The sequence below is a fragment of the Mesorhizobium loti genome, assembly GCF_003148495.1.
In the GTDB taxonomy this organism is placed as follows: Bacteria; Pseudomonadota; Alphaproteobacteria; order Rhizobiales; family Rhizobiaceae; genus Mesorhizobium; species Mesorhizobium loti.
The window spans coordinates 1,367,131-1,392,475 of sequence record NZ_QGGH01000001.1 but is presented as its reverse complement, the minus strand read 5'-3'; the positions used below and the strand labels follow the sequence as shown (position 1 = coordinate 1,392,475).

Annotated in this window: 24 protein-coding genes; 7 read left to right on the top strand and 17 right to left on the bottom strand. The window is 64.6% G+C overall.

The features are described 5' to 3' along the window. Nucleotides 1–148: 148 nt before the first annotated feature. The 3 genes from C8D77_RS07115 to C8D77_RS37520 all read right to left on the bottom strand — a co-directional run bounded on the left by C8D77_RS07115 (nt 149) and on the right by C8D77_RS37520 (nt 4,008). Nucleotides 149–1,384: an amidohydrolase family protein gene (locus C8D77_RS07115; RefSeq protein WP_109660558.1), complete on the bottom strand. Its 1,236-nt coding sequence runs from the start codon at nt 1,382–1,384 to the stop codon at nt 149–151. A gap of 460 nt (nt 1,385–1,844) precedes the next feature. Further along, nucleotides 1,845–2,396: an isochorismatase family protein gene (locus tag C8D77_RS07110; protein ID WP_109660556.1), complete on the bottom strand. Its 552-nt coding sequence runs from the start codon at nt 2,394–2,396 to the stop codon at nt 1,845–1,847. Between the two features lie 43 nt (nt 2,397–2,439). Beyond that, nucleotides 2,440–4,008 (bottom strand): WD40 repeat domain-containing protein, encoded by a 1,569-nt coding sequence (locus tag C8D77_RS37520; RefSeq protein ID WP_170136677.1) that lies wholly within the window; start codon nt 4,006–4,008, stop codon nt 2,440–2,442. A gap of 237 nt (nt 4,009–4,245) precedes the next feature. Here C8D77_RS37520 and C8D77_RS07085 point away from each other — a divergent pair, with 237 nt between their 5' ends. Next, nucleotides 4,246–4,335, top strand: a complete 90-nt coding sequence (locus C8D77_RS07085) for a putative RiPP precursor (protein ID WP_109660553.1) — start codon at nt 4,246–4,248, stop codon at nt 4,333–4,335. Between the two features lie 188 nt (nt 4,336–4,523). Continuing rightward, a complete protein-coding gene (locus C8D77_RS38270) occupies nt 4,524–4,610 on the top strand; it encodes a putative RiPP precursor (RefSeq protein WP_109660551.1) in 87 nt (28 codons plus the stop codon). 2 nt (nt 4,611–4,612) lie between these two features. Here the strand turns inward: C8D77_RS38270 and C8D77_RS07075 are convergent, their stop codons facing one another. From C8D77_RS07075 to C8D77_RS07040, 7 genes are all read right to left on the bottom strand, one after another. After that, complete coding sequence (locus C8D77_RS07075; protein WP_109660549.1) at nt 4,613–5,809, bottom strand: hypothetical protein; 1,197 nt, start codon at nt 5,807–5,809, stop codon at nt 4,613–4,615. 151 nt (nt 5,810–5,960) lie between these two features. Continuing rightward, nucleotides 5,961–6,731 (bottom strand): exodeoxyribonuclease III, encoded by a 771-nt coding sequence (locus C8D77_RS07070; RefSeq protein WP_109660548.1) that lies wholly within the window; start codon nt 6,729–6,731, stop codon nt 5,961–5,963. Between the two features lie 7 nt (nt 6,732–6,738). Next, a complete protein-coding gene (locus C8D77_RS07065) occupies nt 6,739–7,383 on the bottom strand; it encodes an alpha/beta hydrolase family protein (RefSeq protein ID WP_109660545.1) in 645 nt (214 codons plus the stop codon). Nucleotides 7,384–7,594: 211 nt separating this feature from the next. Next, nucleotides 7,595–8,716 (bottom strand): tetratricopeptide repeat protein, encoded by a 1,122-nt coding sequence (locus tag C8D77_RS07055; RefSeq protein WP_109660541.1) that lies wholly within the window; start codon nt 8,714–8,716, stop codon nt 7,595–7,597. After that, a complete protein-coding gene (gene ku / locus C8D77_RS07050; protein WP_109660539.1) occupies nt 8,713–9,618 on the bottom strand; it encodes a non-homologous end joining protein Ku in 906 nt (301 codons plus the stop codon). The genes C8D77_RS07055 and ku overlap by 4 nt, the downstream gene beginning before the upstream one ends. A gap of 354 nt (nt 9,619–9,972) precedes the next feature. After that, the gene (gene ligD / locus C8D77_RS07045; RefSeq protein WP_109660537.1) at nt 9,973–12,474 is read right to left on the bottom strand and encodes a DNA ligase D; all 2,502 of its coding nucleotides are present in this window, start codon (nt 12,472–12,474) and stop codon (nt 9,973–9,975) included. A 43-nt stretch (nt 12,475–12,517) separates the two neighbouring features. Next, entirely contained in the window at nt 12,518–12,742 is a 225-nt protein-coding gene (locus C8D77_RS07040) for a hypothetical protein (RefSeq protein WP_109660535.1), read from the bottom strand. Between C8D77_RS07040 and C8D77_RS07035 the strand changes: the two genes are divergently transcribed. Both C8D77_RS07035 and C8D77_RS07025 read left to right on the top strand, forming a co-directional pair. Next, a complete protein-coding gene (locus C8D77_RS07035) occupies nt 12,726–13,010 on the top strand; it encodes a hypothetical protein (protein WP_127373474.1) in 285 nt (94 codons plus the stop codon). The genes C8D77_RS07040 and C8D77_RS07035 overlap by 17 nt on opposite strands. A gap of 222 nt (nt 13,011–13,232) precedes the next feature. Next, nucleotides 13,233–13,547: an EthD family reductase gene (locus C8D77_RS07025; RefSeq protein WP_109660530.1), complete on the top strand. Its 315-nt coding sequence runs from the start codon at nt 13,233–13,235 to the stop codon at nt 13,545–13,547. 242 nt (nt 13,548–13,789) lie between these two features. Here the strand turns inward: C8D77_RS07025 and C8D77_RS39065 are convergent, their stop codons facing one another. The 5 genes from C8D77_RS39065 to C8D77_RS07005 all read right to left on the bottom strand — a co-directional run bounded on the left by C8D77_RS39065 (nt 13,790) and on the right by C8D77_RS07005 (nt 18,987). Next, a complete protein-coding gene (locus C8D77_RS39065) occupies nt 13,790–13,885 on the bottom strand; it encodes a putative RiPP precursor (protein WP_425453700.1) in 96 nt (31 codons plus the stop codon). 154 nt (nt 13,886–14,039) lie between these two features. Beyond that, nucleotides 14,040–15,257, bottom strand: coding sequence for a GNAT family N-acetyltransferase (locus C8D77_RS07020; protein WP_425453699.1), 1,218 nt, complete (start codon nt 15,255–15,257; stop codon nt 14,040–14,042). Between the two features lie 12 nt (nt 15,258–15,269). Further along, nucleotides 15,270–16,499 carry a GNAT family N-acetyltransferase gene (locus tag C8D77_RS07015; RefSeq protein WP_109660526.1) on the bottom strand — a complete coding sequence of 410 codons (1,230 nt, stop codon included), beginning with the start codon at nt 16,497–16,499 and terminating at the stop codon, nt 15,270–15,272. A 14-nt stretch (nt 16,500–16,513) separates the two neighbouring features. Continuing rightward, nucleotides 16,514–17,821 (bottom strand): MATE family efflux transporter, encoded by a 1,308-nt coding sequence (locus tag C8D77_RS07010; RefSeq protein WP_109660524.1) that lies wholly within the window; start codon nt 17,819–17,821, stop codon nt 16,514–16,516. After that, complete coding sequence (locus tag C8D77_RS07005) at nt 17,818–18,987, bottom strand: glycosyltransferase (RefSeq protein WP_109660522.1); 1,170 nt, start codon at nt 18,985–18,987, stop codon at nt 17,818–17,820. Before C8D77_RS07005 ends, C8D77_RS07010 begins: the two co-directional genes overlap by 4 nt. On the opposite strand from C8D77_RS07005, the gene C8D77_RS07000 reads away from it, so the two are divergent. The 3 genes from C8D77_RS07000 to C8D77_RS06990 all read left to right on the top strand — a co-directional run bounded on the left by C8D77_RS07000 (nt 18,967) and on the right by C8D77_RS06990 (nt 21,746). Next, nucleotides 18,967–19,161, top strand: a complete 195-nt coding sequence (locus C8D77_RS07000; protein WP_109660521.1) for a hypothetical protein — start codon at nt 18,967–18,969, stop codon at nt 19,159–19,161. The two genes, C8D77_RS07005 and C8D77_RS07000, sit on opposite strands and share 21 nt — an antisense overlap. Before the next feature lie 162 nt (nt 19,162–19,323). Next, a complete protein-coding gene (locus C8D77_RS06995; RefSeq protein ID WP_109660519.1) occupies nt 19,324–20,493 on the top strand; it encodes a glycosyltransferase in 1,170 nt (389 codons plus the stop codon). Beyond that, nucleotides 20,490–21,746, top strand: a complete 1,257-nt coding sequence (locus C8D77_RS06990; RefSeq protein WP_109660517.1) for a glycoside hydrolase family 5 protein — start codon at nt 20,490–20,492, stop codon at nt 21,744–21,746. The genes C8D77_RS06995 and C8D77_RS06990 overlap by 4 nt, the downstream gene beginning before the upstream one ends. Nucleotides 21,747–21,765: 19 nt before the next feature. On the opposite strand, the gene C8D77_RS06985 is transcribed toward C8D77_RS06990, so the two are convergent. Together C8D77_RS06985 and C8D77_RS06980 are read right to left on the bottom strand one after the other, a co-directional pair. Continuing rightward, on the bottom strand, nt 21,766–23,082 hold the full coding sequence (locus C8D77_RS06985) for a VpsF family polysaccharide biosynthesis protein (protein WP_109660515.1): 1,317 nt from the start codon (nt 23,080–23,082) through the stop codon (nt 21,766–21,768). A gap of 1 nt (nt 23,083) precedes the next feature. Then, the gene (locus C8D77_RS06980) at nt 23,084–25,186 is read right to left on the bottom strand and encodes a GumC family protein (protein WP_109661385.1); all 2,103 of its coding nucleotides are present in this window, start codon (nt 25,184–25,186) and stop codon (nt 23,084–23,086) included. Nucleotides 25,187–25,345 lie beyond the last annotated feature (159 nt).

The following is a 25,345-nucleotide window of genomic DNA, read 5'->3' as shown; positions in this document are numbered from 1 at the left end:
CGCTTGCATTAATATTAGAGACGGCGAATATAGCAAATCGGCCGGCGACCGCCAGAAGCCGGCCGGGCCCGGCGAGCCTCCCTTTGCACCTGGCCGCCGGGCCATTTTTCTCGCTTGCCGTTTTCACGCGCCGGCGATGCGGCACGTGTCAGTGCGTCAGCATCTTGCCATCCTTCGCCACCGCCCTGCCCCGGCGATAAACCGTCCGCGCCTTGGGCACCGCCACCACCGCCTCGGGCACATGCTCCGCCGACAGGGTGACGAAGTCGGCGCTGGCGCCGACCGCAAGGCCATAGCCCGCCAGCCCCAGCGCTTTTGCCCCGGCATGGGTCACCATGTCGAAGGCGGCGGCCAGTTCGTGGTCCTCGTAGAAGCCGGAACGGTAGCCGATCATGTTGGCGCGGCTCAGCATGTCGCCATCGCCATAGGGCCACCAGGAATCGCGGATGTTGTCGGAGCCGCTGAACACGGTGACGCCGGCTTCCCTGAGCGCCGCCACCGGCGGGAAGGCGTGATTGCCCGGTGCATTGGTCATGATTGCAATGCCGCAGGCAGCCAGCATCTCGCCGGCTTTCAGCAGGGCGTCGGTTGGAATATCGCCCAGCCCATAGGCATGGCTGACGGCGACATTGCCTTGCATGCCCAGCGCCCTTGTCCGCGCGGCGATCTCCTCGACCTGGAACAGGCCTGATGTGCCGCCATCATGCAGATGGATGTCGACGCCGGCGCCGTGTCTTTGCGCTAGGCCGAATACCACGTCGAGATGACCCTTCACGTCGCGGTCGAAGCTGGCGGGGTCGAGCCCGCCAATCAGGTCGCAGCCGAGCTTCAGCGCCTCTTCGAGGAGCTCCGGCGTGCCCGGCGAGGCCAGGATGCCGCTTTGCGGGAAGGCGACGAGCTGGATGTCGATGAGGTCGCGATACTGTTCGCGCACTGTCAGGATCGTTTCCAGATGCGTCAGGCCGACCGAGCCGTCGACCATGACATGGCTGCGCATGGCGAGACTGCCATGGCCGATGCAGAGCTCGAGCTGGTTCTTCGCCCGCTCCGCCATCGGGGCGGCGGCGGCCAGATTCCTGGTCTGGAAGGCGACACGCTCGCGCACGTCGAAACCATTGGTGCAAGGGATGTGCGGACGCCAGGCATCGCCATAGAACGACGTGTCGAGATGGATATGGCCCTCGACGAAGGCGGGCACGACAAGCTGGCCCCCAAGATCAACAATGGCAAGATCAACAATGCCAAGGTCGATGCCGGCGAGGTCCGCCATCTTCTGCGCCGGCACGATGGCACCGAAGCGCCCTTCGGTCACGGTGAGGTCGACCAGCGAGCCGTCGGCCAGCTTGGCGTTTCGGAAAATCGTCTGTTCTTTCAAGGGCGCCATCCATCGTTTGAAGCGCAGTCGTCGCCGCTCGTCCGCCGGCGGTCAATGCGGCAGGAAAGAGAAACCGTTTCTAATGCATGTCGCCCAAAAGTGACCTCGGTTTTGGGAAAACGACATGCATAGAAACAAAGAACCTAAAGCGCGCCGCCGGAATCCGTTCAAACGCGACGCACTTTAGGCACGCCGAAATCCCAGGCGCCGAATCTGCACTTCAGCCCCGGCCTATTCCGCTTTCGCGGAAGTTTCGACCGGCGCGCAATATGCAATGCTGCTAATGCGGCGGTACGAGCCGCCCTGGTTGACGCGGGCGCCCGAGCCATCCCAACAATGCGCCCCCCCGTCCGCGTCGACCACGGCGCCGACTGGCGCCATCATGCGATCGGTGAAGTCGTGCGCCGGCAGAGCCGGACAATGCACCCGCCACGCGAGGCGACAGCCCGCAGCGACGTTCATTACCGCTTCAGCCGCCGACCAGCGCCTTCGTCGTCACCAGATTGACGCCGGCTTCAGTGAATTCGCCATTGTGCCGGGCGATGACCTGCTCGGCGCTCTCGCTGGCGTTGTCCAGCGTGCTGTGGGCGTCGGACACCACGGTCACGCCGAGCCCTCTGGCCATCGCGCCCTTGACCGTCGCCGCCACGCAAAAATCGGTCTGTGCGCCCAGCAGCACGACAGCACCCGCGCCCTGCCCCACCACCCAATCGCCGAATGTGGGATTGCTGAACGCATCGCGCACGGATTTGGCAAAGGTCGGCTCGTCCGCTGCCTGGCCAAGGGCGGGCCACACCGGCCAGCCCGGCTCACCCGGCGCCAGCGGATCGCCTTCGGGTCCATCATGCCTGACAAAGGCGACCTTCCGGCCGCTATGCCGCGCCCAGTCGATCACCGCCTTGGTGCGCTCGACAATATCAGGCGCATCATGGATCGGCGGCTCGTGCACGCCGTCGAACATGCCGGTCTGGAGATCGATGACAATGAGCGGCGCTTTGTCTGGGAGGCTGGCAGCTGACATGGTTTTTTACATAGCACGGCGGACAAGGTGATCAAGGATTTGCTCACTCCGGCGCGCCGGCAAACAGCACCACGCCATCGCCGCCGGTGGCCGGCCAGTCGCGGATGGTGCGGTCGTTGCCACCGGTCAGCACCGTGCCGTCGGCGGCAAAGGCCACCGCATAGATCGGGCCTGTCTGGCTGTCGAACATCGCGATCTGGTTGCCGCTGTCCATGTCCCATAGCCGCGCCGTGCCGTCGAGTGAGCCGGAAACCAGGCGCTTGCCGTCGGCCGACAACGCCAGCGCGTAGACGGTGCCCTCATGGCCCTCGAAGCGGCGCACTTCGCGACCGCTATCGACATCCCAGAGCTTGATCATGTAATCGCCGCTGCCGGTGACAAGATGGTGCCCGTCAGCGGTGAACACCGCGCCATAGGTGCCTTGTTCGTGCCCGTGCCAGCTGCGCAGCTGCTTGCCGGTCTCGATGTCCCAGAGTTTCAGCGTGCCGTCGATGCTGCCGCTGAGGGCATGCTTGCCATCGGGCGAGACGGCGACGGCGCTGACCGACCAGTCGTGCCCGCTCATGACGTGCAGCACCGCGCCCTTCTCGAGGTCCCAGACGATGACGTTGCCCGTATCGTGCCCACTGACGGCGCGCTTGCCGTCGGGGCTGATCGCCAGCTTGTTGACGCCGCCATTGCCGCCCGCCGAGAAGACATGCAGCACCGCGCCATCGGAAAGTTTGCGCTGCACGATCTCGCCGTCGTCACCGGCCGTCAGCGCGCTGACGCCATCGGGCATGAACAACGCCGTGCGGGCCATATCCTTGTGGATGCCGAGATTGCGGATCAGGTGCTTGCCGGCCATATCCCAGAGCTTGATCGTGTGGTCGGTGCTGGCGCTCATGATCGAGTGCCCGTCGGGCGCCACCGCCAGCCAGACGACCGCGTCGCGGTGGCCCTCGGGCTGCGTCGGCAGCGGTGGCGGAGCCGGCGGCAGCGGCGCCACGGTGGGCGGCGGAATGACCGCGACCTCCGGCGGCGTCGGTGGCACCAGCGCAGGCGGGGTCGGCGGCACGGGTGCCGCAGGCGGATTGGCGGCCTCTGGCGGCGGAGCGGGCGGCGCTGGCGGGGCAACTGGCTCCGGCGCCGGCGGCACGCTGGCGACATCCTGCCCCTTGGGCTCGTTGGTCTTCGGTTCAGGGATTTTTGGTTCGTTGGCCTTGGGTTGGCTTGGCGAAGCCACCCCATTGCCCGGGCCCTGCGCCCGCCACAAGACCTGGTCGGCCAGCAGCGTCAGCACGGCAATCACCGGCAAGACAAGGAAGGCGCGCCGCAAGTTCGGCCGGCCCTTGGGATCGATCTCGGCGTCGCGGCCAAAAAGCGGCGTCCCAGTGGGATGGTTCGGCCGGCCGGGCAGCAGCCCGGCCCAGAACAACAGGGCGCCAATCAGGCAGAGCGCACCCACCGCCAGGAACACCACCGGCCAAAGCGTGGCCGGACCATGCAGCATCCGCACCATGCCACTCCAGGTGAAATCCCGGCCGCCCAGGAGCAGATATGTGCGCACTAGGCAAGCCATGGCCGCCGCCAGCAGGGGAAGCGCAAACAGCCTGTCAGCCAACCTGTCCATCGGATTTCTTCCCCCGGGGCGTTTATTGGTGGCCCTTGGCGACGTGACGGTCGCCCGCCGCATGGTGCAATGGTCGAGACTACCAGCGGCGCGCTCCTATCGCCAAGAGCCCGCCGCCCCGACAGTTCGTGCGGAGCGAAGGGCTCGCGCCTTTGCCGACGCTCGCATGCCTTCCGGCTTGGTTGACACATGTCGCCAGTCTGCCATCATCGCTAAAGGGATTCAGGAGAGACCGCGATGAAGAAGACTTACGCCAAGCCGACCTTCGTCAGGAAGGGCAAGCTTTCAGCCATCACGGCAAACGGCCCGAGCAGCCCCACAATATAATCCCGGCGCATTCTGGCTGGCTGGATCGAGCCGGCCTTCCGGACGGAATTGCGCAAAACAAAGAATTACAGACCGAGCACTTTGTCGCTAGCCTTTGGATTTATTGCAGATTATTGCCTTCAGCCCGCGTGGTTGACAGATGGCCGCAGTCTGCGACCATCAAGCTGGGATTTTAGGAGAGTCTGAAAATGAAGAAGATCTATGTGAAGCCTATTCTTTTGAAAAAAGGCCGTCTTTCGGCGATCACGGCGGCAAACGGCGCCTCGATATCCTGATTTCAGCGCGTTAGCACCAGATCGTCCAACACCATTTGCCAATAGTGTTTCGTCGACAGGCGAACACGCGTTACGGCTTTGAGCATCGGGGCGTAGTGCAACGGCGTCAGCGCCGACAGCGTGACCTGATCGCTTGAGATCAGCTGCTCGCCAAGCCAGCTTTCGATCAGCGCCACCTCCCCTTCCGACTTCAGCCAGGCAGCGCTCAGCATGACCGAGTGAAAACCGAACGGCTGTTCGCTGCTGAATTCGGCCGGCAGCCCGCTGCTGGTGTAGACCACATGGTCGCCGGAGACGTTGCCATTGACATAGCCCTGGCTGTCCTTGGTGTAGTCGCGCGCCATCGCATTCAGGTTGCGCCACGCCAACCCGGCATAGCCGGACGGAATTTTCCTGAAGGTGCGAGACGTCACATCGTCGAAATCGATCGTTTCCAGGGCGGCGTCAGCGGCAATGCAAGCGGTCTGCGGCGACAGCAGGCCGAGATCGGCCGGATAGGGCGACAGCGCCAGCCGCCGCTCAAGGCCGCCGCCACTGATGCTGACCGTGTCGGCGTCATCACTCACATCGACGCTGAAGGCAGCACCTGGCGCCAGCGGCCGCGTCTCCAGCACGTGTCCGTTTCTCATCACCGAGAGGATCGCCGATCCGTCACCGCCAACGCGCCCGCCGAGGCGCCGGGGTGGCGCCAGCCCGACCGGCTGCAGCATCTCGTGCGACACCAGCCCGGCCGGCGAACCCGGCATCGACAGGAGGTGTCGGGACTGGATGTCGTTTTCGCTTTTCGCCTGCCAGCCGGGCGGCACTGAAACCGCAAAGCGCCAGTTGCCTGGCGCGCGGATCACGGCCTTTCTGCGTTTCACCGACATAGGAAAGTTGGCAAAGCCGGCATTGTTGGTGCGCGCTGAAGCGGTGAACTTGCCGGCCTCGTCATACAGCCGCACCATGATCCCGGCCATCGGCCGGTCTCCGACGCCGTATTTGCCGTCGCGATCGACGTCGAAATAAACGAAGGACGAATAGTTCAAAGTGCCGCCGCTGCCGCTCCAATCGCTGCGAACAGAGTAATCGTCAGCCGGATTGGCCAGCCGCCGCCCCTTGCGGCGGCTGCGCCTCTGCCACAACAACCGGAACACGGCAGCAGCAGCCGCAAGCACCACGATGGCAAGCACGATCCCGACAGGGCCGAGGTCAAACATGGGGCCTCGATCCACAGGTCTTGTTGGTGATCATGGGCAAACCGGCTGCGTTGGAGCACTTTGCAACAGACTAGCCTGCGTTAACGTCGCTGCACAGACGACGCTGGCGGCAGCAAAAGGAGACCGCGGCCGCAGAGGCTTGAAGGTCGCCTTACTTCAATTCCACCCACACCGGCGCATGGTCGCTGGCGCCGTCCTCACCGCGCACGTCGCGATCAATGCCTGCGGCGGTCAGACGCCGCGCCAGTTTCTTCGACAGCAGGATGTGGTCGAGCCTCAAGCCGGCGTCGCGCGGCCAGCGGTTACGGCGGTAATCCCAGAAGGTGTAGAGCGTCTCCTTCGGGTGTTTCTTGCGCAGGCCGTCCGCCCAGCCCTGCTCGAGCAAGGCGGCGAAGGAAGCCCGACTTTCCGGCTGCACCAGCGCGTTGTCGTCATAGGAGCGGGTGGCGTAGATGTCGCGCGGCTCGGGCACGATGTTGTAGTCGCCGGCCAGCACCACCGGCAGGCCGGTGTCGAGCAGCTGTTCGGCATGCGCCTCCAGCCGCGCGTGCCAGGCGAGCTTGTATTGGAATTTCGGGCCGGGCTGCGGGTTGCCGTTCGGCGCATAAATGCAAGCGATGACAATGCCGCTCACCGCCGCCTCGATGTAGCGGCTCTGCTTGTCGGCATCGTCGCCGGGCAAGGCATCGCGGGTCAGCACCGGTTCCGAACCCCGCGCCAGGATGGCAACGCCGTTCCAGGTCGGCTCGCCCTTCCACACAGCGCCATAGCCCGCCGCCGCGAGGGCCGAGCGCGGAAACTGCATGTCGCGCGCCTTCAACTCCTGCAGGCACACGACATCGGGCTTTGCCGCAGCCAGCCACGCAAGCAGGTTTTCGAGGCGACTGTTTATGTTGTTGATGTTGAAGGAGGCGATTTTCATTGGCGGGTCAGGAGGCGATCCGACCCGACCACGCCTTCACCGTCTCCGCCAACGTCTTCAGATGATCAGCGGTCGAAAATCCCGAAACGCTCTTGCGTGGCTTGAGGTCATGGTCGCCGTCCTCCAGCCAAATCACCTCGATCGCATCGGAAAGGCCATAACCCACAACCTCGTCCCTGGTGCCGAACTCGTCACGTGTGCCCTGGAAGATCAGCGTTGGCGTCTTCAATCCGGCCAGATGTTTTGTTCGCAATTGCTCGGGCTTGGCCGGCGGGTGAAAGGGATAGCCAAGGCACAGCAGGCCTGAAATCTCGCCCTTGGCGAACATCTCGTCGGCGACCATCGAAGCGACACGCCCGCCCATCGACTTGCCGCCGATGATGAGCGGCCCAGTCACACCCTTCGCCCTCAAATCGGCGATCGCCTTGATATATTCCGGGTTCACCGTTTCGGCCCGCGGTGGCGGCTTGCGGTGGCCATAGCGGCGAGCGGCCATATAGTGGAATTCGAAACGCGCGACCTGGAAGCCGGCTTCGGCAAGCGCCTTGGCTGTGGCGGTCATCGACGGGGAATCCATCGACGCGCCCGCGCCATGGGCGAGCAGTATGGTGACGGGGGCGTTGTCGTGGCCGTCGAAGAAGAAGGCGGTCATCGGGCGGCCTCGCTGGAGAGGCCGAGTTCCTTCGCACCCCCCTCTGTCCTGCCGGACATCTCCCCCGCAAGGGGGGAGATCGGCAGCTTGGGCGCTTCGCCCCTTCTTGCAAAGTAGGAGATTGGCGAAAGCGACTGGGCGCGTAATCTCCCCCCTTGCGGGGGAGATGGCCGGCAGGCCAGAGGGGGGTGTCCAAGCGCGACCATTGCCCTCACCCCGCCGTCCGCGCCAGCTGCAAATCCACGAACTGCACGCCCTTGGCCGCCACTCGCGCCCACTCCGAATCCGCGTCGAGCTCCAGATAGCGCACCCACAGTCGGCGTGCCTCCAGCAGATTGCCCGCATCAAACTCCAGCCTCGCCAGGTTGAACACCGGATCGGCATAATTCTTGTCGAGTGCGATCGCCTTCTGCAGGTGCCTCCGCGCCGAGGCCTCGCGGCCTTGCTCACTCATCAGCCCGGCCAGATTGAACCAGGCCTCGACGAAGGCCGGATCGAGTTTTATCGCGCTGATGTAGTCGTGCGCGGCGTCCGCCGCGTGGCCGCCGGCGCGCAGGCAGTTGGCGCGGTTGAAGGCGGCGATGGCATCGCTCGGGTCGATGGCCAGGCAGCGTTGGTAGAGTGCGGCAGCGCCTTCATGGTCGCCGCCCTCCTCCGCCGCTTCCGCTTCAGCGAAGAGCTCTTCCAGCGTGTCGTCGCCCTCTGCCCCGGCGGTGCCCAAATCGAACAACAACTGGCCGTCGAGTTCGCTCTGCCCACCCTCGAGATAGATCGCGTCGGCGCGCCCATGCTGCGAGCCGACATTGAGCGACTTCGCGGTCAGCGACGCCACCGGGCCGGAGCGATGGACGGAGCGCGCGATCGCGCCCCATGTCGCACCGCCGGCGATGAGCCCGGCATATTTGCGCGCCAGGATCAGGTCGCGGAAGGAATAGGGTTCTGCGTCATGCTCGAAGGCATCGAACAGCGACAACAGGTCGAGGTCGGCGCCCGATAGCCGCGATTGCTCGATCAGCGATTGCCTGGACAGCGAAGACGCCTCCGGCGCCTTCATTAACCCGAGCAGGCGCAGGAAACCGTTCTCGCTGAGGAGCTTGTGCGCGGCTCCGCGCTCGGCGGCGACACGGCGCTCGATCCCGACATCACCGTTCCTGGGGAGCCCGGCCTTGGCCAACAATGTCCGGCCGAACACGACATGCGTGGTGCGCCTGGTGACGCCGCGCCGCAACTGGCCGTGCTGGCGCTCGACCTCGCGTGCCGCCAGCCTGAGCGGAAACGCCGCCAGCGCGCCGATGGTACCGAAGACAGCCCCCAGGACCGCTTGTGCCCTCATTTCTTGCTCTTGCCGACCGCCTTCAGCAGATTGGCCTTCAGCGGATTTTCAGCAGCACCACCCGCTGCCACCTTCTTCGCGGCTGGCTTTGCCACTTCGTCGGCCTTGCTCTTCGACTTGGCCGGCGGTTTCGATTGCGACAGGCTCGCCTTCAACGCATCCATCAGATTAATGACATTGCCGCGCTCGGGTGCCGCCGCGATGATCGGCTTGTGGCCTTTCAGCTTCTCGCGGATCATCGTCATGAGCGCCGCCTCGTAGCGGTCCTCGTAGTTCTTCGGATCGAAGGTGGTTTCCTTCTGCTTGATCAGCGCTTCGGCTAGCTGCAGCATTTCGGCATCGGGTTTTCCGGCCGGGATGTTGCCGAAATATTCAGCCGTGCCGCGCACTTCGTTCGGGTTCCTCAATGTGCACACGAACATGCCGTTCTCGCGGGCGCCGATCGTCACCACCCGCTCGCGGCTCGACAGCACCAGGCGGGCGATCGCCAGCTTGCCGGATTTGCGCATCGCTTCGCGCAGCACGGCGAAGGTTTCTTCGGCCATCGCGCCGTCGGGCGCCAGATAGTATGGCGCATCCTGGTAGATGACGTCGACCTCGCCCTCGTCGACGAAGGCCTCGATGTTCATCGTATGGTTGGATTCAATGCGCACCGCGTCGAGGTCGGCATCATCGATGATGATGTACTGCTTGTCCTCGTATTCGTAGCCCTTGACCAGGTCCGTGCGCTCGACCAGCCCGAGTTCCGGGTCGACCGGCTTCATGTTGATGCGGTTGTGGGTCTTCTTGTGCAGCTGGTTGAAGCTGATGCGCTCGCTCGCGCTGGTGGCGGGGTATAGCCGCACCGGACAGCTCACGAGGCTGAGTTTGAGGTAACCTTTCCAACTTGCCCTGGGCGCCATGAAACACTCCTACGCGGCCACGCACTGACATTTTAGCTTGAGCATGATCTTATCCGAAAACCGGTTCCCACTTTTCGGGATCATGCTCTCTGCAGCGCTTTTCGTCCGAAGGACGAACGAGCTTGCGCAAATCCTACACCGACCCCGCACAATACAGGAAAATCCCTGACGAAATCTTTTAGCTCGCCGAAGGGGTCGCGGACGGGAGGATAATTCAAATTGTATGAAGCGTCGATGGAGGTTGAGGAAGTGGCCGTCCTTCCCTTCGTCATCCTAGGCCGGAGCAAGGAGCGAAGCGACGCGGCGCAGACCCTAAGATGACGAATGTGAGAGGGTCGCGCCATCACGAATGATCTACCTCGCCCCCTCGAACACCGGCAAATCCCGCGCAAAGTCCTCGATCTCCGCCCATGGATCGCCCGACGTTGCCAGCAAGCCCGGCAGCGAGGAATAGTTCAGATCCTGCGGCGCATCGATGGATTCGAGATCGCTCCAGCTCACCGGCGTCGAGGCCGGCAGATTGGTGCGGGCGCGCAGCGAGTAAGGTGCCGCCGAAGTGTGGCCGCGCGCATTGCGGTGATAGTCGATGAAGATGCGCTTCTTGCGATTGTCCTTGCCCATGGTGGTGGTGAAGGTGTCGGGCGCGGTTGCCGTCAGATGCGTTGATATGGCGCTGGTCGCCTGGTGCAGCTTCTTCCAGTTCTGCTTGCACGTCACCGGCACCGTGATGTGGATGCCGCTGCCGCCGGAGGTCTTGGCGAAGGGCACCAGCCCCAGCCCCTCCAGTTCGCCCTTGATGTGCACCGCAGCCTCGACCACTTCGCGCCAGGTGATCCCCTCGCCCGGGTCGAGGTCGAAGACGATCTGGTCGGGTCTGTCGAGGCTGGTGCGATGCGTGCCCCAGGTGTGGAACTCGACGACGCCGAACTGCGCCAGCGCCAGATACCCTTTTGCTCCCTCGACCGAGAGGTAGGATTTGGTCTCGCCCTCGGAATTGGTCGCCTCGAACGTCACCACCGAGGGCGGCATGCCGGTGAAGGCATGGCGCTGGAAGAAACAGTCCTTCGGCAGGCCGGTCGGGCAGCGCACCAGCGACACCGGCCGGCCGAGGATATGCGGCAGCATGAAGTCGCCGACCAACGCGTAGTAGACGGCGATGTCGAGCTTTGTCGGGCCGGTCTTGCCGAACAGCCGCCGCGTCGGATTGGTCACCCAGATGGTGGCCAGATCAGCCTCTGAGATGAGCCGCTTGCGCGTCGAGGACACCGGCGTCGACAGGCCGACATCGCGCAAGCCGCGAAACACCGCGTGGCGCAGAGCATTGTCCGATGTGCGGTTGGCGTAGTGGATGCGGGCCGAGAGCAGCGGCTTCACCCAGTTCATCTCGCGCATGATTTCGCGCGGCGCGCCTTCCGGTGCGGACGCGCCTGATGTGAGCGACTCCAGCCGGGCAAGCAGCTCGGCAGCGGTTTCGCTGTCGAAGCCGGTGCCGACCTTGCCGCGATAGTGCAATTCGCCGTCCTCGAATTCGGCAAGCCCGAGGGCTGCCAGCCCCTCCGCCGCGTCCGAGGTGGTGTAGCCGGCAATGACGAAAACGCCGCTTTGCAGCGCCTTGGTCTTGGTCCAGCTCTTGGTGCGGCCGCTCTGGTAGGTCGCGGTGGCGCGCTTGGAGACGACGCCCTCCAGCCCGAGTTCCGACGCCTGGTCGTAGAGCCCCTGCCCCGAGCCCTCGACATGATCGGAGAACTGGATGGCAGAATTGGCGCCGAGGCCGGACAGCATCTGCGCCAGCAGCGCCTTGCGCCGGATGAGCGGCGCCTTGGTCAGGTCCCAGCCGTCGAGATAAAGAAGGTCGAAGGCGTAGAAGTGCAGCCTGCTGCCGGCGCCCTCGGCCAGCGCATCCTGCAGCAGCGCGAAGCGGCTGATGCCCTTGGCGTCGAGCACGACGATCTCGCCATCGATGATGGCATCGCGGCACGGCAGCTTGGCGAAGGCATGCGGCAGGTCGCCATAGCGCTTCGTCCAGTCGATGCCGCCACGGGTGATCAGCTTGACCACGCCCTCGGTGAGATGTGCCATGGTGCGGTAGCCGTCGAATTTGATCTCATGCAGCCAGACCTCGCCTGTACCGCCCTTGGTATCCTCGCCATCGGGCGGTTTCGGCACCTGCGTCGCCAGCTGCGGCTCGATGCGGCTGAGTGCCGGCGCCTTGAATGCGCCCGGCAGCGTGCCCGGCTTCAGCGAACCCTGCCTGGGTGCGGGTTTGGCGGCCGGTTTCGCCGGCGCCACCAGCTCCTCGATGCGCAATCCGGATTTGACGCTTTCCGGCCGCGCTTCGAGGATGTCGAGCGCGGTGTCGGCGGCAAGGTCGCGCTCCTTGAACAGCAGCCAGTTTTTCTTGTTCTCGTCTTCGCCGGGCTTGGGCTTCAGCCTGGTCAGCATCCAGCCGCCATTGAGCTTGTCGCCGGCCAGCCGGAACTTGAAGGCGCCGGTCTTGAAACTTTTTTCGACGTCGTCCATCGGCGCCCAGGTGCCGGTATCCCAGACGATCATCGGCCCGCCGCCATACTCGCCCTCGGGAATGACGCCCTCGAAGTCGATATATTCGAGCGGATGGTCCTCGGTCTGGACCGCCAGCCTTTTGTCGGCCGGATTGAGCGAAGGCCCGCGCGGCACCGCCCAGCTCTTCAAGACATCGCCGACCTGCAGGCGCAGATCATAGTGGTCTGCGGTGGCGTGGTGCTTGTGGACGACGAAGCGGTTGCCGTCGCCGGCAATGAGCCCACCGGCCGGTTCCGGCGTCTTCGAGAATTCGCGCTTGGCGCGATAGGCTTTGAGTTTTGGTGGAGTTGTCATGACCAGGAGCGAAGCACGGCGGCCAGGAACACGCCAGTCACGCTCAATCGTCAGTGGCCGGCGTCAACTCGAGCTCCGCCGGCGACAGTCCCTGCTGCAGCTGGCTCAACCGGAATTCGTCGACCCAGTAAGCCTCGCCGTCGACCAGGACGCGGGCCTGGTAGGTGCCGGCCGAAAAGCTCTGCGCGGTGATGTAGACCTTGTGGCGGTCGAGCGCCTTGCGCACCGCGGCGCGCTTGGAATTCTGGCCGATGACGGGACTGACCATGACACTGCCCTCGGTCGCCCTGACACGCAACGCGGCCGCTGTCCGCAGCCTGGCGACTGGGCTCAAGGATGACGGAGACGCGATCTCCTGTCAATTTCGGTGCAAACGGCTGATATTGTGCGCGGTGGCGCGGTGCCGTCTGCTGCACCTGGGCCATGCAAAACGCCGCCTTGCGGCGGCGGGTTTGATGATCGCGATCCTCGAACGGCGATTTGCCTGTCAGGTTGCTGACGGGATCGATATCGCCGTGACGCGGGAGAGTTGCTGACGCTTGCTCAGCGTCGGCTTTTCATAAATCGCCCACGCGACCGCACATCAGCTGCTTATCGGCAGGCAAGGCGGTGCGCGAAATATCACCAGGGGACGGCGTCATGCTGTCGGTCTTGCGAAAAATCCGCCCCCTTTGTCGAAATCCGCTCTTCGCGAACGACACTGGTGTGGCGCCAACGAACATCGCAGCGCCGATCATGCGAGACAAAGGGAGCACCCCATGGCCAAAATGCTTGTCATCTACAAAACACCGGCCGATCCGGCCGCCTTCGACCGGCACTATTTCGACATCCATCTGCCGCTCGCAAAACAGCTTCCCGGCCTGCGGCGCTATGATGTCAGCAAGCGGCCGATCGTGAACCTGTCGCCGGGCGAGATGCCCTACCTCGTCGCGACCCTCTATTTCGACAGCCTGGACGCCATTCGTGCGGCATTTGCCAGCGAGATCGGCAAGGCCTGCGCCGTCGACCGGCGCAAATACGCGCCTGAAGACGACGATGCCATGATGCTGCTTTTCGAGTCGGAGGCGATGTGAAGCGTTGGTTTGCTGGGCAAGGCTACAGGCGCATGAACGCCCCCAGCAGGAGCTTGTTCTTGTCGCCGTCCACGATCTCAGGCGATTGAGCAACGCGCCGGTGGATGCTGGAACGGATCGATATGCGGTGTTCCCGAAATTGTTCGAGATCATACGCTTTGTACCGGGATCAGAGGACAAAAAAACCGCCGCCTTGCGGCGGCGGGTTTGATGGTCGCGATCGCCGAACGGCTGTTAGCCTGTCAGGTTGGTTGTGGTGCCGACCCGGCGAACACCGCTGTGACGCGCGAGAGCTGCTGACGCTTGTTGAGCGTCGGCTTTTCGTAAGTCTTTTTCATCGAAATCCCCAAAGCCCCAAATGGCCGCGGCAAGTGGGGCATGCACCAGTGCTTTGTCAAGCCACCCCTGAAATGTCCTCAGCGAGAACGTCCTTGCCGGGGCGGTCAGGCGCGGCCGCCTTGGCGGGCTCCGCGAGTTCGAATGCGGCCAGCTTCAGTCCTTCAATCGCCGCAAGCGGCTCATCAGGCTCCGGACGGCCTTGAGCAGCCGCGGATTGGAGCGCACGTAAAGCTCGGTCCGGCTGCTTAGCAAAATGGCTGCGTTCGCAGCCCTGCCCCGCAGCGTCATCGGTTCGCAAATCTCGGCCAGAACCGAGCTCGCGGCACCGATATGTTCCTTGTAGCCCTGGCTGCCGACCGACAGGTCGAAATAGTCGAACCCCTGTCCGCGCGCCCACATCATCAGCTTGCCCATCATCGTCAGGCCGGGTGAGACATTGGCGACCGCGTTCTGGTCGATGCCGAGCAGAAGAGCGTGAAGCGTGCCTTTTCTGGCCAGCACGTAGATGGAGGCGAGCCAGGCTTCACCGACGCGCAGCCCGAACAGCCGCACCGATCCGTCGGACAGGCCTTGCAGCGCCGCGTGGCGGTAGAAGTCGACGACCGGGGCCTGCGTCAGGAGGTCGAAACGCCCAAGCTCGCGAAAGCGCTTCAGCCGCAGTTCCAGCAGCGTGTCGAAAAGCTCCTCGGTCAGATCAGGCGTGTCGGCCTCGACCAGAGCGAGGCCGACACGCCGTTCGAAGGCGCGGCACTGCTTGTGGAAGGTCTTGGCGAAGGACGGCTTGCAGATGCGCTTGATGAGCGTCTCCGGTTCGCCATGCAGGACAAGGCCGGAGGTGATCTGGATGGAACCGCGCGCCACCGAAAGCAGCGCCAGCGGATTGGCCACGCCGTGGACCTGCTGCGGGATTCCCGCGATATGGATGCGATCGGCCGGCGGTAGCACGGCACGGACCGCCGCCCAGACGGCGTCGGCACTCTGCCTGGTCCACGCTCTCGCATCCGCCAGCAGCGGCACCGAATAGTCGCACACGCGGCAGCTTAGCCATTCGATCACGTGGTGGCCGCGGGCCCGGCGCCGCATCAGCGGCAGCAGCATGGCCGGCGCGCCCGTCGCTGCGTCACTCACCTCGACGAAGAGCAGGTCCGCGTCTTTGGGCATCAGCCGTGCGGCGATTCCCTCGACCCACGCGTAGTGCTGATGGGCGGTGCAGACGCCATCCGCCTGGTGTTGCAGCCAGAGCGGCTTGACGGTCTCAAAGCTGGTGTGCAGCCGCGCCGTATAGCACGCGCCGGCGCCGGCGCTGGCGGCAATCGGAAAAACCGGCCCATTGTCCGTCATCGCAACCACTTGCATTGCCCGGCTTGCCACGTGCTTGTCCTGTCATTCCGGCCCTCCACGCAAGCGCCGCAAACCCCGCATCAGTCCCTGGATCGTCTTGAGCAGCCGAGGTTTGGAGCGCACGAACACCTCGGTCCGGTTGCGGACCTCGAGGGCGGTGCTCACGGCATTGCCCCGCACCGTGATCCCGTGGCAAAGCTCGCGCAGGGCCGAACCCGTGGCGCCCATATGTTCCTTGTAGCTCTGGTTGCCTACCGACAGGTCGAAATAGTCGAAACCCTTCTCGCGCGCCCAGCTCATCAACTTGCCCATGATCAGAAGTCCCGGTGAGACGTTGGGCACCGCGCCCTGGTCGATTGATATCAGCAGAGCATGAACAGTAACTTGATGGACCAGCAGGTATTGGACTGCGATCAGAGCTTCACCAACGCGCAGCCCGAAGAGCCGCACCGATCCATCCGAGAGCCCGTCGAGAGCGGCGTTTCGGTAGAAATCGACAACCGTCCCCTGCGTCAGCAGGTCGAAACGGCCCAATTCGCGAAAGCGGCTGAGCCGCATCCGCACCAGGCTGCCGAAGATGAGCTCCACCAGGGCCGGTGTGTTGGCCTCGACCAGTTCCACGCCGCCGAGCCGTTCGATCCGGCGCCAGTCCTTGTTGAAGGCCTTGACGAAGGATGGCCTGCATAGACGCTTGAGGACGGTTTCCGGGTCGCCGTCGATAGCGAGGCCGAAGCTGGTATGGAGGGAATCGCGCGTAGCCGCGAGCAAGGCCAGCGGATTGGCGACGCCGCTGATCAATTGCGGAATTCCCGTGATGTTGATGCGGTCCGCCGGCGGCAGCACGGAACGCACCGCGGCCCACGCGGCCTGTGCGGATTGCCGCGTCCACGGACTCGCGTCGGCCAGCAGCGGTGCCGAATAGTCGCAAACGCCACAGCTCAGCCATTCGATCACTCGATGGCGGAAGGCCGCTCGCCGCATCAGCGGCACCAGCATACGGGGCGCGCCCGTTGCGGCGTCGTTCACCTCTACGATGAGCACGTCCGCACCTTTCGGCATCAGCCGCGCGACGATTCCCTCGGCCCACGCATAGTGCTGGTGGGCGGTGCACACACCGTCCGCCTCGTAGCGCAGCCAGAGCGGCCTGGCCGCTTCCAGGCTGGTGTGCAATCGCGCCGTATAGGCGTGGTTCGCGGCGACGGTTGCGGGATTGGGGACCTGCCCTTCGGGCAAGCCGGTCGCCGCAGCACTTTGCACTGCCTGGCCTGCCATATCTTCATCTTCTCCTATCGTTTTGCCGTCGCGAACGAGACCGCCCGCCGCCACGAACCCAATCGGCTGTCGCGCGCCTCATCCGGATGCTCGAGATTCCATATGCGGTGATGTGCGAAATACCATGATGCCGCGAGCACGAAGATCTCGGACATGGCGGAACCCACCAGCGCCCACGGCGGCGACGCAATCGCCAGCAGGATCGCGATCAGCACCAGCCCGACGACCGCCCCGCCCAGCGTGGTGAACGCGACGATCCGGAAATCGCCGAGTATCTCAAGCACGATGCGGGGCATGATATAGAGCATGATCGGGACAAAATTCGCGATCACGAAAATCCCGATGAATCCGACCGAGGCGTCCTGGAGGGCCTGGGATTTTATCATCGGCAGGACGAACATGATGGCGCATCCATAAACCAGCCCGCCGAGCCCCATGACGAGCGCCCAGATCTTTGCCTGCGCCCAGACACGGCCTGTTTCGTTGTTGCGCATCAGCCTGGCAAGATCCGGCTGCGTCATGTTGACGAAAGCAAGACTGATGATGCGCAGCGGGGCAAACAGCACCAGGACCGCCGCCAGCGGCGCGTAGGCGGCAGGCCCGGCAATGCCAGCGACCAGCAGCGCCAGACATTGCCCCTGGATGTTGGTGGTGGTCGCGCTGAACGCCGACCAGCGCAGCTGGTGCCAGAGCCCGATATAGCGTCGCCGCGTCGGCATGCGGAAGCTGATGCGAAGTGTGCGCCGAGCCAGTCGGACCAGGACGAAAATGCCGAACACATTTGCCGCGGCAAGTGCATAGAACACGGTCTGCAGCGGGTCCTGGACCTTCCAGATCGTCAGCCCGGTCAGGACAATGCCGGCGATTGTAAAAGCGCCGTCGCTGATGGAAACGACCACCTGCTGGCGACGGGCGAAGAAAGCCGTGCGCATATGGCTGCGCAACGACCAGGCGCCGACGAAGCAGCCGGCGGCAATTCCGCTTGGATCGCCAAGCAGATGCATCAGAACAGCCGTACCGACGGCCATCAGCAACGCCACGATCAGCGCTGCCGTTCCAAACGCCACGTCATAGGCATCGACGCCTGCGCTGTTGGTGCTTTTGCTCATCCAGATGCTGGCGGGAACGGCGGTGAGCGACCTGATGTAGGACAGGCCGACGCCGCCCATCACCATGCCAATGGCGAAGAGGCCGTAGCCTTGCGCCGACAGCATGTGCAACAGCATGATGTTGAGGGCAAAGTGAAAGCCGCTCTGCATCGCCTCGCCGCCGATCATCAGCACGAGGCGTCGAACCAGATGGCTCGGGAACGCAAACTTCACGGCCGTGTCTCCGCTTGGCGGGCAGCCCGCGCCCGCCCCGGTCGCGCCATGGTCGTCTTGAGCTTGTCGGCGGCGATCGCAGCGATCGCGGCGGCCGCGACCGGCTCGCTGAAGATTGCCTCGTAGCGCGCTCGGCCCGCGGCGACAAAACCGCGCCAGGCCTCAGGGGCGAGGATGATCTCCTGCAATTTCGCGGCAAGGGCTGCTGCGTCGCCGGGCGGAACATGCCAGCCGGTCTCGCCGTCGCTGACCACTTCCACGAGCCCGCCGATCGCCGACACCAGCGGCGGCCGGCCATAGGCCATTGCCTCGATGGCGACGCGCCCGAGCGATTCGGGACGCCGCGACGGCACGGTGACGATATCGGCCCAGCGGTAATGCTCCGAAGGGTCAGGCACGAAGGGCAAGACGCTGACGCGCCCGGTGAGACCCATCGTCTCGACCAGTTCGGCCAAAGCGCGCTCGCGCTCGGTGCTTTCGAAGGCGCCGCCGACCAGCCGCACCTCGATCCTCGACTGGAGTTCTGCCGGCATCGAGGCGATCGCCTCCAGCAGAACCTCCTGCCCCTTGATCCGGTTGATGCGGCCGAGCAGCAACACACGCAACGGGCGCTTGCCGTCATAGGTGGTCGGTTCGACCGCCGCCGGCCCGGCAACGCCGTTGTAGACGACATGCGTGCGCGCGGTCTTGGGATCGCCGAACGCGGCGCGCGTTGCGCGCGAGTTGAAGATCAGATCCGCATGGCTCCAGTGCATCAGGCCGACGAGTATCCTGCGCATGGCGCCTTCGGGGATTTCGTGGATGTGCAGGACGGCCTTGTGAGGCAGCAAGCGCGCGGCCAGCGCATAGTCGGCCACGATCGAGGTGTTGACATAGACGAGGTCGCATTCCCTGAGGCGCCGCCACGCCCTGAACACGGCAATAGGCAATCGCGCCATCTCGACCGTCGCAAGGCGCGCTATGGCCTGACGCCTCAGCACCCAGAGCGGTTCAAAGACGATGCGGCTGGCATGCATTTCCAGGATCTGTACGATCGGCCCGCTGCGCGGCAAGACCACCTCGATGTCGGCCGACGGAAACGCGGCGCGCAACGCAGCAACGCTCTCCGCGAAGCTGCGGTCGGAACCATAGAGTTCATAGCCCTGATGAACACAGGCAATCCGCATCTTTGTATCCCGCCAGGTGCTGCTACCATCGCGCTCGACGAGGGTGTGCAGAATCCTTGCCGCAAGAATCATGCCTGGTTCGATATGCCCGGCTATCAGTTCGATATGCCCGGCTATCGGCCGCACGACCCTGGCAATGCCTCGTTTCGATACAGCTACGCACAGAAGGGTTGACCGAGAATGAAACAACCACCGGGTTCAATACCGTTTTTTTACAACCCCACGCGATGATCACCCGCCAGTACGCCGAAAATCGGCGGATGGCATGGAAGTTGCCACCTGCTTCCTAAAAATTAAGCAGCAGCTAATATATAGCATCCGAAAGTGCCACCAGCCATGAAGCCAGAGACGCCCGCCATTCTGATCCTGGGGACCCGCGGCATACCCGCGGCCCATGGCGGCTTTGAAACCTTTGCCGAAAGACTGGCGCTGTTTCTTGTCGGGCGAGGCTGGAAGGTCGCCGTCTATTGCCAGGATGAGGTCGAGCGGATCGACCAGCGGGTGCGCAGCGAAACCTGGCGCGGCATCGAGCTCATTCACATCCAGGTTGCCTCCAAGGGGCCGCGCGCGACATTGGAATTCGACTGGCAATGCGTCCGCGACGCCGCCAGCCGGCCGGGCGTCTGCCTGGTGCTCGGCTACAATGGCGCGATCTTCCTGACCTGGCTCAGGCTGAAGCGGCGCAAGATCTTCACCAACATGGACGGCATCGAGTGGCGCCGCCCCAAATGGGGCATGGCGGCGCGCACCTGGTTCTGGCTCAACGAATGGATCGGCGCGTGGGCCTCGCATCGGCTGGTCGCCGATCATCCCGCTATCGCCGATCACCTGGCGACGCGCCGGCCGCGCAGCGCCATCGCCACCATCGCCTATGGCGCCGATCCGGTGACATCGGCGCCGGAAGCGCCGGTGCGGGCGCTCGGCCTCGAGCCCGGGCGCTATCTGGTCTCGATCGCGCGCATCGAACCCGACAACAACATCCTGCCGATCGTCGAAGCCTTCTGCTCCGCCAAGCGCGACATGAAGCTGGTGGTGCTGGGAACGCTGTCCGACGACATCCCCTACCATGCCGCCATCCGCAAGGCGGCGAACGGCTCGGTGGTCCTGCCGGGTGCCATCTACGACCAGGCAACGGTGAAGGCGCTGCGCTTCCACGCCCGCGCCTATCTGCACGGCCACACGGTCGGCGGCACCAACCCGTCGCTGGTCGAGGCGCTGGCGGCCGGCAACATGGTGATCGCGCACGACAATCCCTACAACAGGTGGACCGCGGGAGCGGCCGCGGTCTACTTCACCGACAAGGACAGTTGCGCCGAGCGGATGCACCAGGCGCTGGACGATGATGACCTGGTCAAGACCTGCGGCGTTGCCGCCAGGGCGCGCGCCCGCGAAGCCTTCCGCTGGGATGATGTCCTGCTTGCCTATGAAAATGAAGCCTACCGCTTGCTCGGCGTGACCGCCGCCAAGACCACCGCGATGGATCACGCATCGCACGGAACTGTATGAGAGGCTGGTCGCGCCGGCGGGTGCTGCGGACGGCGCTGTCCACGGCGGCGGCCCTTGGCTCGCTCCCGATCGCGCCAACCGCCCGCGCCGCCGGGCCGCAGTTTCGGCGCGGCGTCAACGCCTGGCCCTGGTTCTCGCTGACGCGCGAATTTCCCGCACCCCGCACCGACTATGACTGGCCGCCCTTCCAGTCGCAACGGCCGGTGCCGACCCCAGATGACCTTGGTCGGCTGCGCAGGACCGGGCTCGATTTCATCCGTCTGCCCGTCGATCCCGGTCCTTTCCTGGCCGCCGACGCCGCCACGCGCGGCAAGTTGCTGGACATGCTGGACGCGGCCGTCACCGCCACGCTCGACGCCGGCCTCGGCATCATCGTCAACGTGCAGGCCAATGGCGCCACCCATTACTGGAACCCCGACCGCATGGTCTCCAGCACCGCGGCACCCGCTTTCGATCTCTATCGTGGGCTGGTCGGCGAGCTTGCCGGCAGGCTGGAGCGCTTCCAGCCTGGCAGGGTGGCGCTCGAGCCGGTCAACGAGCCGGCGCAGGCCTGCGCGTCGAACGTCTGGTCGCAGATCCAGCTTTCACTCCTGACCGCCGCAAGGGCGTCGGCAGCGACCCTGCCGCTGGTCGTCACCGGCGGCTGCGGCTCGATGGTGAGCGGACTGACCGCGCTCGATCCGGCGCCGCTGGCGCGGTTCGAGCCGATCCTGTTCACCTTCCACTTCTACGAGCCCTATCTGTTCAGCCATCAGGGCGCACCCTGGATGCGCGAGCCGGTCTACCGGTCGCTCAACAATGTGCCGTGGCCGGCATCCGCCGGCTCGTTGGAACAGACGCTGGCCTCGGTCAGGGCACGTATGGCGCAGGACACCGAAACCCCTGAAGAGGCCAAGCAGGCCGCCTATGCCGAAACCGAGCGCGTGCTGAAGGTCTATTTCGACGCTCGGCCCGACCGCTGGTTTGTCGACAAATATCTTGGCGAGGCTCGCGCCTGGGCCGACGGCCACGGCCTTGCGCCGGAACGGATCATCATGGGCGAGTTCGGCGCGCTGCGCACCGATGCCCGCTACGTCGCCGCGCCCAATCCGGATCGCGCGCGCTACATCGCCGATGTCAGGCAGAGCGCCGAGTCGTTCGGCTTCCCCTGGGCCTTCTGGGACCTCTTCGACGGCATGGGTATGATGGACGACAGCACGCGGGCGCTGGACCCGGCGATGGTTGAGGCGCTTGGGCTGATTATGCCGGAATAGGCACCCGCCATCCCGAGCGCTACGTTTGCGCCGGCTGCGCCCTTTGCCGCACCACCGCTCGCGCCGGCCGGTAAAGCACCAGAACCAGCACCACGAATTTGGTCAGCAGCGTCGTCTTCGACGCGACGCTTTCCGAGGTGTTGATCAGGATGATCCAGCCCAGCATCGGCAGCCAGATGCCGGCGTGGCAGCGACGCGCCACCTCAAACAGGAACAGCACGAAGCCAAACGTCAGCAAAAGGGTGAAGAAGGCGCCCTGATAGACGATCGTGCGGATGATCGGGTTCTCGATGCCCTGTTCGAGACCGTTGATGCGGCGCAGGCTGTCGACCAGGTCGACATCCGGCCCAACGATCAGATCGCGCCATTCCAGATACTTGAAGAGCTCGAACATCTCGACGCGGGCATTGGCGCTGCCGCTGTCCGACACGAAGCGCTCCAGCAGCGCGTCGAAGAAGCCATAATATGCCGCCACGACGACGACGACCGGCAGCAGCGCGGCAAGCATGAAGCCGAGTGCCGCACCCAGCAGGTTGACGCGGCCCCGGCGCAATTTGATGATGCCCTGAAAAAGCAGGTAGCAGCCGCCGAGCACCACCGTCGTCACCATCGCCGTGCGGCCGCCGAAGGCGACGAGTGCCGCGCATTGCAGGCTGATCAGCCCTATCCGCACAGGCATCGACAGGGATCTGGCACCCGAGAGCAGCGCAAGCACGTAGATCGCTGTCGCCATGGCATTGGCAAGCGGATGCCCCTGCAGCGCGCTCGAGCGCAGATCGGTGGTAAACGCCACGCCGTCGAGGCGATAGGGGAAAATAAGCGTCTTGGTGGCGAACTCGAAAAGCGCAAGCAACGCATTCGCCGTCATGACCACGTGAATGACGGTCTGCAGCCCGGCGAATGTTCGCTCGTCATCCTCGCTGAGCATCAGCACCAGAAGTGCCGCGGCCACGAACGTATCGATCATGCCGGCCATGCCGGGACGCTGCCTGGCGATGACGACGAACAGCAGCACGATCGAGATGGCGGCCATCAGTGCGCTGGCCGGCCGCCTGTCGGCGACATGCACGAGATAGCCGACCGGATTGCCGAAGGTGCAGGAGCGCCAGGCAAGCAGCAGCACGATGAGATAGGTAGACGGGTGGATCTTGGTCGCCGGGTTGCCGAACAGGCCGTCGTAATTGTAGCCCACCAGCCACAGCATGCCGCCCGAGACGCTGAACAGCACCGCCACCGCCGCGATCAGTCCGAAGCGCGTCAGCGCGTCGACCGACGTGCCGGCGCGGGGCGCGGCAGCACCGTAGTTCGAAGCGCTTCCGCTCCAGCTGGCGGCCATATCAGGCCGCCTCGTCGACCAGCAAGGCGCCTGTCGGCAGCCGCCCCATGACGGAGACGGCCTGCGAGGTCGCGGTGACGTCGCGCATCGGCGTGGCGTTCAGCGTGGCGACGAGCAGGATCTCGTCGACCATCGCAACCAGCGGCGAGGCATTGAGATTGTCGGCCAGCGCGCCGCCGTCGATAACGACAAGCTCGAAGCTCCGGCTGGCCTGGGCCAGCATATGCTGCGCGAAGTAGATGCCATGCGCTTCCTGGAAGACCGCCTTTGAGCGGCCCCTGCCCAGCAGCGCGACGTTGCTGCCGGCCGCGTAGTGGCTGACGGCTTCAAACGCGTATTCGCCGCGCAGCACGTCGAGGATTCCCGGCTGTGGATCTTTCGGACCGCTGCCGCTGGCATTGGCATCGATGAACAGCACACGGCTGCCCCTGGACGCAGCGGTATTGGCCAGCAGCCGCGCCACCCGGCTGCGCTGCGCGCCCTCGCCCGGCGACGATGTCACCAGGATGGATGGCACCAGCGGCCAGTCCGGCGGCCGCTGGCCCGAACTGAACATGCGCCTCAGCGCAAGGCCGACGACGGCGTCGGTCTTCTGGCTGGCCGCGGCGGCCGCATTCCCTCCGAGAGGCCACCAGTGCCGGCCAGTGCCTGACCTTGCCGGCACCACGCCCAGCACCGGCGCCTCGATGGCCGACTGCATCTGGGCGCTTGAAAGCACCGTCGGCGAGGCATATTCGGCGATCAGCGCCAGGCCGGTGCCGAGCCCCAGCCCGCCGAAGATCGCGCCGACGAGCAGCAGCGACAAAGGCGGCCAGCTCTTCTTCAGGGCCGGCATGGCGTTGGAGATGATGCGCGCATTGGTGCTGTCAACATTGATCTGCTCGCGCGTCTCCTGGGCCCGTTGGAGATAGTTCGCATAAACCGAGCGCAGCGCCTCGAGGTCGCGCTGCAATTCGCGCAGCCGCACGGAGGCCTGGTCGGTGTCGAGCGACTTGCTCTTCATGCCCGCGACCTTGGCTTCCAGCGCCTGCTGGTTGGCGAGCGCCCGTTCATAGTCGGTCTCGGTGGCGGTGGCGATGCGGCCGAGTTCGCGCGCGACGAGCTGGCGCGTGTCGCGCAGCTGCTGCTGGGCTGCGATCAGCGAGGGATGACGCGGCCCCAGCTCCGTGCCGAGCTGCGAGACCTGGTCGACCAGCGTCGCCTCTTGTGCCCGCAGGCTCGAGATTACCGCCGAGCGCATCGCTTCCGAGGTTGCGTCCGCCGTGCCGCTCTGCCGGCGCATCTGGTCGACCTGCGCCTTCAGCGCCGCGGTGCGGCTCTGCGCCGCTGAAAGCTGCGTGTTGATCTCGGTCAGTTCCTGGTCGCTGACCAGATTGCCTGCCGCCATCACCATATTGTTGGCCGACTTGTAGGCCTCGACGGCATTCTCGGCTTGCTGGACGCGTTTGCGCTGTTCGTCCAGCCGCGCGGTGATGGACTCCGAAGCGTCCTTGGCCATTTGCGCCCGCGCGCTGGCCTGGTCGACCAGATAGGCCTGGGCGATCGCATTGGCCAGAAGGGCGGCCTTGTCGGCGCTCTTGGCGGTGACGATGACGTCGAGGACCAGGACCTTGTCGGCCCGCTTCACCGCCAGGCGTCGGCGCAGCGCGTCGAGGGTCTGCGCCGACCTGTCGCCTTCGGCCGATGCCGAACCGAGCAGGCGCGACAGCAAGCCCTGCCCGTTGAATTCCGGATCCTGCGTCAGGTTGGTCGCTGCGATCGCCCGCATCAGCACGCCTGTCGACTGGACCACGCTGACCTGGCTCTCGACCTGCGTGATGCCGCCGTCGGGCGAGATACGGCTGGGATTGACGTCGTTGGTGACCACTTGCAGATCCTGCGGATCGATGAGGATTTCAGCCGCCGAGCTGTAGAGCGCGGGCGTGAAGAGACCGTAGAGCAAGGTGACCAGCGTCAGCAGCGCGACGGTGCCGAAGATCCAGAACCGGCGGCGCACCAGGATGCGCTTCAGATCGCCCAGTTCGACAGTCGAAGCCGCGTATGATCCCGCTTGTCCCGCATCTGGAGCGTGTTGCTGAGGAACCATGGGCAGAGATGATTGCATGGCTGCCTCCGACAATACTCCATATGCCGGCAAGATCAGATTGCGGCACTAACCTAGCTATTCCTTCAACTGTTAAAAGATTGTTAATTATGTTGAGAGGTCACGTGAATTTTGGCACGCAGTTTGCTTAAAAATATACATACCGAGGTGCTCAGTGCG

What these genes read in the sequence shown, in the direction of transcription:
- C8D77_RS07115 (WP_109660558.1), bottom strand. Translation starts at nt 1,384, where the DNA reads ATGGCGCCCTTGAAAGAACAGACGATTTTCCGAAACGCCAAGCTGGCC.
- C8D77_RS07110 (WP_109660556.1), bottom strand. Translation starts at nt 2,396, where the DNA reads ATGTCAGCTGCCAGCCTCCCAGACAAAGCGCCGCTCATTGTCATCGAT.
- C8D77_RS37520 (WP_170136677.1), bottom strand. Translation starts at nt 4,008, where the DNA reads ATGGACAGGTTGGCTGACAGGCTGTTTGCGCTTCCCCTGCTGGCGGCG.
- C8D77_RS07085 (WP_109660553.1), top strand. Translation starts at nt 4,246, where the DNA reads ATGAAGAAGACTTACGCCAAGCCGACCTTCGTCAGGAAGGGCAAGCTT.
- C8D77_RS38270 (WP_109660551.1), top strand. Translation starts at nt 4,524, where the DNA reads ATGAAGAAGATCTATGTGAAGCCTATTCTTTTGAAAAAAGGCCGTCTT.
- C8D77_RS07075 (WP_109660549.1), bottom strand. Translation starts at nt 5,809, where the DNA reads ATGTTTGACCTCGGCCCTGTCGGGATCGTGCTTGCCATCGTGGTGCTT.
- C8D77_RS07070 (WP_109660548.1), bottom strand. Translation starts at nt 6,731, where the DNA reads ATGAAAATCGCCTCCTTCAACATCAACAACATAAACAGTCGCCTCGAA.
- C8D77_RS07065 (WP_109660545.1), bottom strand. Translation starts at nt 7,383, where the DNA reads ATGACCGCCTTCTTCTTCGACGGCCACGACAACGCCCCCGTCACCATA.
- C8D77_RS07055 (WP_109660541.1), bottom strand. Translation starts at nt 8,716, where the DNA reads ATGAGGGCACAAGCGGTCCTGGGGGCTGTCTTCGGTACCATCGGCGCG.
- ku (WP_109660539.1), bottom strand. Translation starts at nt 9,618, where the DNA reads ATGGCGCCCAGGGCAAGTTGGAAAGGTTACCTCAAACTCAGCCTCGTG.
- ligD (WP_109660537.1), bottom strand. Translation starts at nt 12,474, where the DNA reads ATGACAACTCCACCAAAACTCAAAGCCTATCGCGCCAAGCGCGAATTC.
- C8D77_RS07035 (WP_127373474.1), top strand. Translation starts at nt 12,726, where the DNA reads ATGACGGGACTGACCATGACACTGCCCTCGGTCGCCCTGACACGCAAC.
- C8D77_RS07040 (WP_109660535.1), bottom strand. Translation starts at nt 12,742, where the DNA reads ATGGTCAGTCCCGTCATCGGCCAGAATTCCAAGCGCGCCGCGGTGCGC.
- C8D77_RS07025 (WP_109660530.1), top strand. Translation starts at nt 13,233, where the DNA reads ATGGCCAAAATGCTTGTCATCTACAAAACACCGGCCGATCCGGCCGCC.
- C8D77_RS39065 (WP_425453700.1), bottom strand. Translation starts at nt 13,885, where the DNA reads ATGAAAAAGACTTACGAAAAGCCGACGCTCAACAAGCGTCAGCAGCTC.
- C8D77_RS07015 (WP_109660526.1), bottom strand. Translation starts at nt 16,499, where the DNA reads ATGGCAGGCCAGGCAGTGCAAAGTGCTGCGGCGACCGGCTTGCCCGAA.
- C8D77_RS07000 (WP_109660521.1), top strand. Translation starts at nt 18,967, where the DNA reads ATGAACACAGGCAATCCGCATCTTTGTATCCCGCCAGGTGCTGCTACC.
- C8D77_RS07005 (WP_109660522.1), bottom strand. Translation starts at nt 18,987, where the DNA reads ATGCGGATTGCCTGTGTTCATCAGGGCTATGAACTCTATGGTTCCGAC.
- C8D77_RS06995 (WP_109660519.1), top strand. Translation starts at nt 19,324, where the DNA reads ATGAAGCCAGAGACGCCCGCCATTCTGATCCTGGGGACCCGCGGCATA.
- C8D77_RS06990 (WP_109660517.1), top strand. Translation starts at nt 20,490, where the DNA reads ATGAGAGGCTGGTCGCGCCGGCGGGTGCTGCGGACGGCGCTGTCCACG.
- C8D77_RS06985 (WP_109660515.1), bottom strand. Translation starts at nt 23,082, where the DNA reads ATGGCCGCCAGCTGGAGCGGAAGCGCTTCGAACTACGGTGCTGCCGCG.
- C8D77_RS06980 (WP_109661385.1), bottom strand. Translation starts at nt 25,186, where the DNA reads ATGCAATCATCTCTGCCCATGGTTCCTCAGCAACACGCTCCAGATGCG.